Raw genomic sequence first — 12,295 nt, 5'->3', positions numbered from 1 at the left:
ATAGTTATATTATCATTATCAAAACTACGAGGAAATCCATTTTAAGCTTTTCTGTTTTCTACCAAAAGCTTTCTCATTTCCAGGCATTCAAAAAATAAATAATCATGTGTCAATTCAAAGCTGTAGCTTTCATAGAGCAATGATCATCAATTATTTGAACAAATAAAAAATCCCCAAGGCTATTAAACCTTGAGGATTTTTAAAAATTTAAAGATATATTATTTCTTAACTATTTTAAGAGTTTGAGGAACTATTTCAGAAGTAACTGTTGCAAAATAAACTCCAGCTTTCAAATCACTAATATCATAGTTTTCTGAAGCTGTAAAAGTTTTAACTAACTGACCAGTCATGTTAAACAAGCTTACACTTTTAATAGATTCTTCAGTGTTGATTTGAAAACTATCAGTAATAGGATTTGGGAATACTTGAAATGATTTTAGTTCAAAACTATTAGTTGACAAATTGCTGTTAAAAGGACCTTGTAATGCATCAAAATAATAGACATTACCTGTTGCATCTCCATCTGTATCTGGTTGTGCAAAAAACAAATTCAAATAATCATAGTTTGTGCCAGTAAATGTTACGTTTGAAAAATCGAAAGTATATTCTTGCCACACATCAAAATTGGTTATGGTCTGAGTAGAGCTTATTTGAGTGGTACCTGAATTCTCTTCTCTCAATATTATTTTAATATTATTATCTGTTACTGTAGCATTGGACGGGACATATAGTTTTATTTTAAATATAGCTGATGCTTTATTAGTGGGTGTTATACTACCCGGCAATGCAAATCGAATATTAGAATGAATACCTGCATCTTTAGTGAATTTGGCCACCTTTACACTGCTATTCCCTATATTTGTAGGAGTAGCTACAGCATTTGTTTGTTCTAAGAATGTTCCTGTAGTACTGATTTTAGGAGCATTAAAAGTATTGGTTTCGTAGTTGTGGTACCAAGCATTACCGCTTTTTAAAATGGGGTCCGAAGTGACTGTTAGCGTTGTTTGTATTAACTGGTTATATCCATTTGCATTAGGTCCTAAATCACTAAAATGAGTTGTTGCTGAATTAATGTTATTTTGCGTGGTACCATCGGGAAAAGTATAACTCCCTCCATAAGTAACCACAGCATTTTCTAAAGTGATTTCTTTTTTGGAATCACTAAAACCAAGCAATTGAATATCCATCGTTTTGCCGTCATAAGGTAAATTGGAATACGTATATAAATTAGACGTGATTTGGTATTCTTCTTGATTGGAACTATTTATTCCTTTTATAATAAATAGCGGGTAACTATTGGCATAGGGTTGCAACTTTAAATTCAAACCGTCAGTACTAGTGGTTTCAATCCTAGAAATGATAGTACTGTTTTTTTCGAAAAAAGAATAAGAGTTATCAACTTCATTGACTGTTTTGGTATCATATCCAAAGAAGGTATTCTCTTGTAAATCCAACGAAGCAATAGTCGCTTGAATATCGGCCACCGAACTATCTAAAATAAAATAATTACGAGCTCGTAAGGCTTTACCAAAACCTAAATCTAAACCTGATTTTACTCCTTCATACACAGTATAGTTTCGACCGTCAGCTGTTCCTGCATCACCTATACGTAAGACTCCTTCGTTGTTGTTCATAATTAACCCTAAACTAGGAAGTGTACCCGTATCATTTGAAGAAAAAGCAACCCAACCATTAGTCGTGTCCGTTGTAAAAGAATTGCTATTAAACCTACCTTCGCTATGGGTGAAATTATTATCGACACTTGATACAAAGAAATTATCGTATGTAGAGCGTCTTACTCCTCCCCAAGGCACATTAACAAACGAAATTTCATCCTGCCCAAAATTATACATGATGTAATCTACTTGTATAATTCCGTTCCCAATATTTTTAAATTTGGTATAATAAAGTAACGAAGATGTAAATCCAGCAACCAAATTTTGATCAATGTGTGCATGCTGTCCCCAATTGACAGTTGTATACTCTTGATTGGTGGCATTATAATAAGAGGCTATTTGAGGCGAATAAAAAGGCTGCGATAAATTAACTGGATCTTTAAAATAGACTCCCGCCTGATGAATAAAATACCTCATGTCATTACCCGGATCATTTTGATCAGTATCTACAGCTACCATCTGCCATACCTCATCTACCCATGGAGCATGGTCTGAACCATAAACATCTGTGCTACTCCTATATTGTGGAGCAACTGTCTCTCCTGAAGCAGTGATAAAAGAATAAATCTGCCCTCCTTTACCAATTCTTAATTGATACGATTGATTTGGGTTAGTAGGATTACTATAAGACATCAATGCCCTATAGACATCCGTTTCTGGAAAACTAATTGCCCAAGTAGAACCAGAATTACTGAAATTTGTGGTGAAATTAAAATTCGCATTATCGATAGTTGGAATACTGCTAGCAGGAAAGATATTTGCTAACTTTTCTTGAGTAGGTGTTTGAGAAAAAACAATACAACAATTAATAATAAATAATAAAGTAATTTTTTGCATGCTAATTTGATTGGTTAGTGTATATAGTTATATTATCATTATCAAAACTACGAGGAAATCCATTTTAAGCTTTTCTGTATTCAACCAAAAGCTTTCTCATTTCAGGCATTCAAAAAATAAATAATCATGTGTCAATTCAAAGCTGTAGCTTTCATAGAGCAATTATCATCACTTATTTAAACAAAAAAAAAATCCCCAAAGCTATTAAACCTTGAGGATTTTTAAAAATTTAAAGATATATTATTTCTTAACTATTTTAATAGTTTGAGAACCTATTTCAGAAGTAACTGTTGCAAAATAAACTCCAGGATTAAAATCACTAATATCATAGTTTTCTGAAGCTGTAAAAGTTTTAACTAACTGACCAGTCACGTTAAACAAGCTTAAACTTTTAATAGATTCTTCAGTGTTGATTTGAAAACTATCAGTAATAGGATTTGGGAATACTTGAAACGATTTTAGTTCAAAACTATTAGTTGCCAAGGTCTCAGTTACCTTATCAGTAATTTTCGCACTATAATATCTCGCTCTATTTATAGATGCTTGTCCTCCTTGGGCACCAGTTACAGCAACCGTAACAGGGGTATTTACACCATTGGATAATTCTAGTGGTGCTGCAATTGGGAGATCATATATGTCAAAACCCCCAGCTGTAAAATAAGGTGAATTAAGATCAAGAATAAATGTTTCAGGAGTCCCCCCCCCTATAGTAATAGTAGCAGTGCCAGTGTTCAAGCTAAACAGTCTAATTTGCATAGTAAGCTTTGCAGTTGTCTCTGCTGAACCTTGAAGATCAAAACTTAATACAGAATCACTGTCAGTAGTTGATCCGTTTATTTGGACATAGTTACTTCCAATTGATTCGGTACCCGAGGTAATAGCGATACTATACCCTGGTAAAGCAGTTGCAGCATTTCCAACATTGAAAGTTTGATCTTCAGCTGTGCTAGTAATTATTGCCTGAGAAGAGATTGTTAATGACGCTAATATAGCTGTCATTGTTAAAAGTAATTGTTTTTTCATGATAATGTTTTTTAAAATTAGTTATAAGCCAAAAGTATCATAAACACTGGGCTCTAATTTGCTTTATTCAATCAAATTTTTGCTTATTTAACTCATTTACCCTTAAAACATATTTTTCACCATCTAATTCTATACTGTAGACTAACATTTCTATCTTATATATTAAAAAACCTTATTTGACCTCTTGTTTATATATCAAAAAGGAAGTTTAGATTCCGTAAAACGACATGATTTTATAATGCCTAAAATTTAAAAACCAGATGATTGTGAAAAATAGTTACCCTCTTTTTTTTTTAACTTTCTGGTAGCACTAAATAAATAATCCCAATAGTCAATTTAACTATTGGGATCTGTTGTTTTTATAATTGTACTTTTAATACAATAAGAGGAAGGGTATTTAAGTACCGTTATCACTTTTTACTCACTAAAGCATATTTAGAATAGTTCTCTTTTTTAGCTCTTAATCCTTTAAACGTAGGCATTTCAGGGTAGCTTACTAAAAAATTGTATTCGTCAATTAAGTTAATGATATAATGCGTTGTTCCTTTTGGTAAATCAACGATTACCGTATTGTTAGATGTTATTTTTGCATCTGCTTTGAACCACTCCTCGTACTTATGTCCGCCATTTAAAGTGTAAATTAAATTGGCTTTTACCACTTTGGCGCCATTTTCTTTATACGTAAAAGTGACTTTATTTTTCTTTTTAGATGCAACTATAGATGTAGGAGTTGTTTCTTTATGCTCCAATTCCTTTTTATAATAAGGGTTGTAAGAGGGGTAGCTTGCTTTCATCTCTGTTAAAAGAGCAGTAAGCTTCGCATTCATTTCTTTGGCTCTTTCAGGATCTGATGTTGCTAAGTTTTTCGCTTCCTCAATATCCACTCTTTTTGACGCTCCTGTTGAGGTGTCATAGAGTTTATAAAGTTCGAATTCTGTTTTTCTTGGGTTCGGGTTGTTTTTATAATCGTAATTTCTAATCAACTTATAATCTCCTACACGCAAAGTACTTTGGTATGATGAGTGAGGGAAATGCCACATCATCGTTGTTCTTTCTTTTCCTTCTTTATTTAAAACCAATTTAGAATCGGTAGGATCTTTCAATAATAATGTAGACAAGTCATCTCCATCCAAATGTTTATTTTTTGGTTTTTCAATATCTAATAAGGAAAGAATCGTAGGATAAAAGTCAAGTCCGTTTACTACAACATCAGATTGAATATTCTTTTGAATACCAGGACCTGAAATTAGTAAAGGAACTCTAGTACCACCTTCTTTAGCATTTATTTTCCCTTTGTCTAACGGGTAATTATCTGTAATAATCTCTCCTGGATGTTTTTCCATCCCTCCATTGTCAGAGGTGAAAATGATATAGGTGTTTTCGCTTAATTTATGTCCTGGCCAACGCGGGTCATCAGTCGTTTCTAAATAATTAAAAACGTTACCTACGTAGTAATCTAACATTTCTACCATAGCACAGTAAAATGGGTTATTTTGACCTTTTAAATCCCAATGTTTAGGGTCCGTAGGATAATCGACTCCTAATTTTTTACAATATTTTTCTAAAAGTGCTTTGCTTCTTGTGTGTATTGGAGCATGAACAAGCCATGTAGCATAATATAAAAAGAAAGGATTTTCCTTATTCTTCCTTAAAAAACTCAAAGCATCTTCACTATTTTGATGATAAGGAAAACCGTTTTGATCCAATCTGTAAGGATCCGATACTTTTTCTGTAGCAAATCCTTGTAAACGATTTTTCATTCGTTTTGTAATCCCTATGTTTGATTTTGAGTCATCAAAACCTTGGTCTGTAGGTTGAGGATAAGATTTATGATTGTTTGCCATATGCCATTTCCCTACATGCCCAGTTTTGTATCCATTTTGCTGAAGCACTCTAGCCAAAGTCATTTCGTTTTCAGGCATACGTCCACTGTACCAAGGATCGATAATACGTTGTGTGTTTTTATTTGCATAAACAGTAGGGGGTGCACCACCAATAACATGAGTTTTTTGTGCCCTTGCAGGATGATTTCCACTCATTATGGCACATCTACTAGGTGCGCAAGTAGGGGCAGGAGAGTAAGCTTGCCAAAATTGTACTCCTTTTTTAGCGAAGGCATCAATGTTTGGTGTCTCGTAGGGAGATGGTTCGTCGATGTCGTAACATTTTACGTCTTGCCAACCTAAGTCATCTGTTAGTAAGAGTAGTACATTAGAAGCAGGCCTGTCTTTGATTAAATTTGTATTCTGAGCATTACAATTCATAAAGATTGTAGATGCAATAACTGCTATATAAGTCTTAAACATAATTAACTGTTGTTTTTAAAAATATATATAGGCCTATTTATGTAAAGAAGCCTATATATTTAAAGTTACTTAGAATATTTATTTAGATCTACGCGCTTTTAATATTTCATAGGCACGTTTTTTTCCATATTCTTTCTTTAGATTATTAACAAAAACAGCGTTTGTTTCATTAATTTTCTCTTTAAATAATTCAAGATTGTTCGTTTTGTGTTTTTTTGCAATCTTAAAATATTCTAAATAGTATGCATTAGAAAAATCGTTGTATGAAGCTTTTTCATCATCAGTTAAATTTACCAAAGCGTCAATTTTTATGATGTCTTCAGATGTTCTTGCTTGAGAACGTTCATCTAAGTCGTTTTGTGCATTACCAGTTATACTTAGTAAAATTCCAAAGATTAGGGTCAAAATTGTTTTTCTCATCGTATTTAGTTTTATTTTTTCAAAAGTAATTTTTTACTTAAAATTTATCTTGCTTAAATAGCTCATTTTTTTGCTTTAATCTGCGTATATATTTTGTTTTGTTAAAACAATATGTTAAGTTTTTTTATGTTTAGTATTTTGTTTTTCAGGTATTTGTGTGTTTTTTTGTATAGGTTATTTGTTTGTCTGATGGTAGTTGTTTGTTTTAGTTGTTTGTTGCTTAATTTTTATAATTGTTTTGAGAAATACTTCCGATATGATAAATTTTGTACTGAGTTTTGTGTTCTAAATCTTGAAAACTTTCAAAGTGAAAACAATTAATTTACATTTTATGTTGCTTTTTAAAAGTAATATTTGAAAAACTTAACGTATGTTTTATCAAATGAATGAGTTGGTTTTGATTCTTTTGTTTTACTCTAATATTTTGATTTTGCACTAACCTATAGTTGTTTTTAGATCTTTGAAGTAGATGAAACATCTCAGGATAATTTAATTTTATACGCTTTACAGGTCTAGATTATATTAATAATAATTGGTGATTTCGAAGTATAAAAAAGTATTTTAAAAAAAGAAGCCAGTTAAGAAGGAGTCTGCTGAAAAAGTAGCCTTATCACGTGAACTAGTCTCTTTTTTTTTGACATCAATAATTTGTTTTTTTAGCTCTTTCTCGTACAACATCAATTGTTGAAATGGGATTAGATTTAGACAGAGTATGGGTAGCATCCACAATGATAGAGCTAGAGCCGATAATCCCTTTCTCAACACCAATATTTACGGTTTTGTTAATTAATAAATCTAATAGATTGGTATCCTTTAGGCGTTGTCTACGGATTTTTGTTTAAGTATTGGGATTGATAACTCCTTGTTCAGGTAACATTTCTTAAAAGTACTTGAAAGATATATCATATCGGGAACGTTCCACCATAGCAACATCTGAAAGGTGTAAATCACTTTTAATAACAAGTATTTGAATAATTTGACTGGACATTCAGCAACCCTGCCTTGGTCTGAATAAGTTATTCATAGGTAAAACCAAACTCGATTAAATCGTTAATTTTCCTTAATAAATTACCTTTTGGAACTACTAAGTAATCAAGTGAACTATATTAACTAAGAGGCAAAGTATGATATTGTGATAGCATAACTAAAAACACAAAAAGGAGAAGAATTTTGATAATTCTTCTCCTTTTATTTTATAATTAGAGTTTTTCAGTAGCCTCGTTATGAAGTCAATTATGTTTTGATGCAATGAAATATTTTTTCAAAAAAATTAGAGAATAACTACTCTAACTACGGCTGCGCTTGCAGGTGGTATTTTGACCTCTATAACATTATCTTTTACCACTCCAATTTTGCGCAGTGGAGTCCATTTTCCATCCCAACTACCATCTTCATTAATTTTCTCTCCACCTATGGTTACATCATCTTCTCCTCCCGAGATATCATTATTTCTTCCTCTCAAAAATATAATTTTTGACTTAGATGCATTCACTTTGGCGTCTAACTTGATCTGTACAACCTGTTCTTTAGCTTCATCACCATGTTCTTTATTAATAATGGTTACCGCTGCAATATTATCATCCAAGGTTGCGTAGACAGCAATATTTGTTGAAGGATTTTCAATTGGTAGCATTTTTCCATGTCCTCCTAGATCAAAAAGTTTCATTCCATAAGCCAATGGGCGTGCTTTGTAACCTTTTTTACTAGTAACAAAAACTGCGTATTTACAAAGACCAACTCCACTGGTTTTATCACCTGTATGAAAATCAATCCCTTCAGCTTTATGTGAGGTCCACCAATGTAGATAGTCTAGTCCCCATAATGCTGAGGCATAACTATCACTAACATCTTTTAATCCACTCATAGAAAAGCTGTTACTTTCGGTTAAGCGGTAACCGACCTCTGCGTCGGAAAGAGCTTGAGCTTGTGTTATTCTCTTGTAGACATTTCCGTATTTCTTGTGGATGGAAGGAGATAACATTTTATCACGTGACTCCACCTCGTTTTTAGGAATAAGTGCTACTCCTTTGGGTCTTCGTGGATTTTCATATGAAGATCCAAAAGGGTAGAAGTGTCGAGCTATTTTAACCATAGGTCCTTCGATATCACTGAATTCACGGACCATGTTGTTGTCCAATTCTGCGTTTGGGTTATGATCTGGACCACTAAAGACTGCCTCAGGATATTCCGCAATAATTACATCATGAATGCCTTTCCATTTGACTTTATAAACATCCCATTCTTTATAATAGTAAGGCTCATTTCCAATAGAAAAGCTGTTTAGGACATCAGAGTATTTTGAATGGATAAATTTGGCTGCTTTGGCTGCATTATCTTTATTGAAATTCTCTACTTCCGGTTCTCCTTTTTGATTCGTGTCTTTAAGACGTACTGAATATATTATCTCTGCACCAGCAGCTCTAGCAAATTCAAAACAGCTAGCAATTTGTTCTTCACCTGGTACAGCCTTTTTTGTATAATCCAAAGTGTTTCCTCCAAGACGTAGGTTTTTTATACCTAATGTTTTGAACATGGAAATCAAAGGTTTGTTATCGGGACGAAAATAAGGGATCTCATCTTTTTCAAGTTGTAACAGCTCTATTTCGTAACTAACACCTATTGAGGTTGGTGATATTACATGTTGAGGATTACTGGTTGAAACGGATACTGCAACAGGATCAGATTGAGCATTTGCAGTTACCCAAAATAACATACTGCAAATACTAATTATGTTTCTTAATTTTTTCATTAGAACTTTTCGTTTTATCATTAGTTTATTTATTTTGTTAATATATGTTCGTAAGCGATTCTCTTATTAGAAATTAAGAGGATTCATATTGAACAAGACAAATATAGAATTGATAAAAAAGTATCTATTATTCTAATCTGTTATTGTTTTGCTCTTTTTAACTAAGTACAATAATAGAGGCAGAACTATTTGCTTGTTTTATTTTTTGTTTGCTTACAGTATATGATGTTCTATATTAATTTATTTAGATCGACGTGCTTTTAATATTTCATTGGCACGTTTGTTTCCGTATGCTTTCTTTAATTTAGCAATGAAAATATTGTTGTTTTCAATAACTTTTTCTTTGAATAATTCTGGATTGTCAGTTTTATATTTCTGAACAATCGTAAAATGTTCTAAGTAATATGCATTTGAAAAATCTGGGTATGTTGCTTTTTCATCATCAGTTAGGTTTATTTCAGTATCAATTTTTACGATGTTTTCTTTCGTTAAATTTTTAGCACGTTCATTAAGGTCTGCTTGGGCCATAGCAGTAACACTTATTAATAATCCAAATACTAGTGTTAAGATTGATTTTTTAATGGTTTTGATTTTAGTTATTGTTAGTTTTTTATAAATCGGACTGTTTCATGATTTCCGTTTTCCGTTTGGATACTTAAGAAATACATGCCTGGTTGGTACGACGACATATTTATTTGATTTGTGTTCTTATATGAATTTATATGTTGCCCTAGCATAGTGAACAATTCTGCTTGTGTCACTTTTTCGCTCAACATTAATTCATTTTTTACTGGGTTTGGAAAAAGTTGAACTGTATTTGTTGCTGCTTCAATGCTATCCACTGATAATGCGTCTCCAATATTTACGTTAGCGGTTAAAGATTCAATATAGTATACGAGGTCTTCATCTGTTAATTCTACTCCATTTTCATCTATTGGATAGGTTTTGCCAGATACTGTAATAATAGTTACTCTATCATAGTCAATTAGGTTAGTTGAATTATAGGTGAATTCTAATGTTTCCCATTTATTGGTCTCTGTAAAATACGCTGTTGCGAATATTTGGTTTGTATTGGTATCTCCAGTTAAGTCTTGTAGATAGATTGATATTGATCGGCTATCATCATTTAAAATGTTGATTTCATCAATTGTTTCAGGTTTAAATAAGGCTCTTAGTCTAAACGTAATAGTTTCTGCATCCTGAATAGATCCTTCTTCAAAATTATATCGCATTTGAGCAAAGTGCCAAGGGTTCGCTGTTGTTTTTGTGAATTTTGTTGCTATGCCAGATGTTGATCCACTACTTGTTATATCAGTATCTAGTGATACATCATATAGTTTAGTATAGTCTCCGCCTACTCCGTTTATGTAATTGATTTCTTCAATAATAGTATTTTCAGTATAATTCAACCAATCATAATAAGGTTCTGGAGCAATATACTCAGGTTGTTCTATGGTCCCTCTTAAGTCATCAAAATAATAAACAGTTCCATTTGTAGTTGTGTCATCTGGAGCAAAAGCCAAAATAACTTGGTTAAAACCGCCTTGGGATACAATATCTAACGGAATAGTTTCATCTGTAAAATCAAATGTATAATCTACCCATGATTGTCCTGTGTTAATAGTTGTATTTTTACTAACACTGCTAACTTTGTAATCTATAGTAGCGTTTGATAAATATATTTTTATATTTTTATTAGGGATAGATGATAAATCTGAAACATCTAAATATATCTTTATCTTTTGTTTAAATATTGAAAGATCGGTAATGTTCTCGTTTAAATTAAAAACAATTTTGGCATCATCTCCCGATGTTTTTTCAAACTTGCCCACATTAGTACTTGTGTTTATACCAGAAGTATTGGGGTTTGTTGTACCATCTGTTAAAGTGGCTCCAGAAGTATTATTAATTAGTGTGTTAAACACGCCAGTTCCATAATTATACCAATCATAATCCCTAATTGCATATTTAATAACTGAACTATACATTGAACCATCAGTCGTATTATTTACATTTATATAGTATGCTTGGGCTTCATCTGGAAGTGTGGTTGTAATTATTCCTGAATTTGCTAAATTGTTTAAGTTTGCGGTTTTTGTTAACCATACATACTTATCATCTTCCTTACCCCATTGTATCGTATCTTTAGTGTAAAACAACAGAGCTTCATCAACTGCTCCTTCAAAATTATAGGTATAGTTTATGTTTCTATTAGTATCTATTGTTTCAGAAGTATATTCTAATGGTTTAACGGCATTGGTATTAAAACCAGTAACATAGTCGGCAAAATCATAAATCTCTTCAGGTGCTCTTCCAGCAACATGACCGTGTCCCATTAGGTTTTCTATTCTTAGAAATTTTTCAGGACTATTTGATGCCTCGTATGTTTCTCCAAAAATATTTAAAGTAAATTGTAAATCTTTATTACCATCTATGAAAAGCATTGGAGCTGCGTGCAAAGGTGTGTATAATGAAGGTTCCCAGTTTGCTAAATAAAAATCCTGTGCAGTGTTACTCATGCTAGCAAATTGAGTTGAGTAAATTGGAGACTTCGTTAAAAAACCACAGCCATAAACCGGAACAACAAAATCTAAACGATCATCTATACCTGCAATTACAGTATTTATAATTCCTCCCCAAGAAATACCAGTAATACCAATATTATCTTTGTCTACATGAGTTGTAAATGAATCATTTCTTAGTAAGCTATTCGAAAGCATTGAATTTGCAATGGCATGATAGAACCATTGATCTTGTAATGGGCCATCATTGTCTGAAAAGAATACAGGTTGAGAGGGGCCTGCATATTCAAAAGATTCATCATTAGGTGTAGTTCCTCTATTAGACATTGCTATTGCTATATAGCCTCTATTTACCCATTCTGCTACCCACTCGGTAAAAGCTCTTCCGCCACCTCCGTGTACTAATATTACGGCAGGGACTTTTTCATTTACTGTAAGGCCAGCAGGTTCACCATACCATGCAAATACTTTTGTTTCATTATTTCCATTTACAGCATTGGTATAAGGAAGCCCCTCGAAGAACAATCCTCGTATTGTACCATTAACAGAAATAGTGTTGTATGAATCATACTCTGTAGTGAATTCAAAATTTGGAGAGGTGTAAACGCCACTATTAGTTAGTTCTTGTTTTATATATTCTGGACCAATTGTAGCTTGTGAAAAAACTATAGTCACTAGAAAAAAGATGAGAAATGAGATGATTTTTTGCATACCTTTAATCTGAAATAAAAAAAGAAGTAAGTAAAAATAATTTTGTTAAAA

At 32.4% G+C, this 12,295-nt stretch carries 7 protein-coding genes and 1 pseudogene; all 8 read right to left on the bottom strand.

Annotated elements, in window-relative coordinates:
• Positions 1-218 precede the first annotated feature (218 nt).
• The 8 genes and pseudogenes from GQR98_RS17825 to GQR98_RS17795 all read right to left on the bottom strand — a co-directional run bounded on the left by GQR98_RS17825 (position 219) and on the right by GQR98_RS17795 (position 12,244).
• Positions 219-2,513: a T9SS type A sorting domain-containing protein gene (locus tag GQR98_RS17825; RefSeq protein ID WP_159020751.1), complete on the bottom strand. Its 2,295-nt coding sequence runs from the start codon at positions 2,511-2,513 to the stop codon at positions 219-221.
• A 240-nt stretch (positions 2,514-2,753) separates the two neighbouring features.
• Positions 2,754-3,536 carry a T9SS type A sorting domain-containing protein gene (locus GQR98_RS17820; RefSeq protein WP_159020750.1) on the bottom strand — a complete coding sequence of 261 codons (783 nt, stop codon included), beginning with the start codon at positions 3,534-3,536 and terminating at the stop codon, positions 2,754-2,756.
• Positions 3,537-3,946: 410 nt separating this feature from the next.
• Positions 3,947-5,842: a sulfatase gene (locus GQR98_RS17815; RefSeq protein WP_159020749.1), complete on the bottom strand. Its 1,896-nt coding sequence runs from the start codon at positions 5,840-5,842 to the stop codon at positions 3,947-3,949.
• Between the two features lie 78 nt (positions 5,843-5,920).
• A complete protein-coding gene (locus GQR98_RS17810) occupies positions 5,921-6,262 on the bottom strand; it encodes a hypothetical protein (RefSeq protein ID WP_159020748.1) in 342 nt (113 codons plus the stop codon).
• Positions 6,263-6,917: 655 nt separating this feature from the next.
• Positions 6,918-7,368, bottom strand: a pseudogene (locus GQR98_RS19200) (transposase); the annotation flags it as partial.
• Positions 7,369-7,532: 164 nt separating this feature from the next.
• Entirely contained in the window at positions 7,533-9,011 is a 1,479-nt protein-coding gene (locus GQR98_RS17805; RefSeq protein WP_159020747.1) for a hypothetical protein, read from the bottom strand.
• A 240-nt stretch (positions 9,012-9,251) separates the two neighbouring features.
• Positions 9,252-9,539: a hypothetical protein gene (locus GQR98_RS17800; RefSeq protein ID WP_159020746.1), complete on the bottom strand. Its 288-nt coding sequence runs from the start codon at positions 9,537-9,539 to the stop codon at positions 9,252-9,254.
• Positions 9,540-9,613: 74 nt separating this feature from the next.
• On the bottom strand, positions 9,614-12,244 hold the full coding sequence (locus tag GQR98_RS17795; RefSeq protein ID WP_159020745.1) for a T9SS type A sorting domain-containing protein: 2,631 nt from the start codon (positions 12,242-12,244) through the stop codon (positions 9,614-9,616).
• Between the last annotated feature and the right edge of the window lie 51 nt (positions 12,245-12,295).

The organism is Algibacter sp. L3A6 (assembly GCF_009796825.1).
GTDB lineage: Bacteria > Bacteroidota > Bacteroidia > Flavobacteriales > Flavobacteriaceae > Algibacter.
The sequence above is the reverse complement of the archived record's forward strand: the minus strand, read 5'-3'. Positions and strand labels throughout refer to the sequence as shown.

Bases quoted from the DNA above. Each gene is read 5' to 3' on its own strand.
- GQR98_RS17825 (WP_159020751.1), bottom strand. From the start codon at position 2,513: ATGCAAAAAATTACTTTATTATTTATTATTAATTGTTGTATTGTTTTT.
- GQR98_RS17820 (WP_159020750.1), bottom strand. From the start codon at position 3,536: ATGAAAAAACAATTACTTTTAACAATGACAGCTATATTAGCGTCATTA.
- GQR98_RS17815 (WP_159020749.1), bottom strand. From the start codon at position 5,842: ATGTTTAAGACTTATATAGCAGTTATTGCATCTACAATCTTTATGAAT.
- GQR98_RS17810 (WP_159020748.1), bottom strand. From the start codon at position 6,262: ATGAGAAAAACAATTTTGACCCTAATCTTTGGAATTTTACTAAGTATA.
- GQR98_RS17805 (WP_159020747.1), bottom strand. From the start codon at position 9,011: ATGAAAAAATTAAGAAACATAATTAGTATTTGCAGTATGTTATTTTGG.
- GQR98_RS17800 (WP_159020746.1), bottom strand. From the start codon at position 9,539: ATGGCCCAAGCAGACCTTAATGAACGTGCTAAAAATTTAACGAAAGAA.
- GQR98_RS17795 (WP_159020745.1), bottom strand. From the start codon at position 12,244: ATGCAAAAAATCATCTCATTTCTCATCTTTTTTCTAGTGACTATAGTT.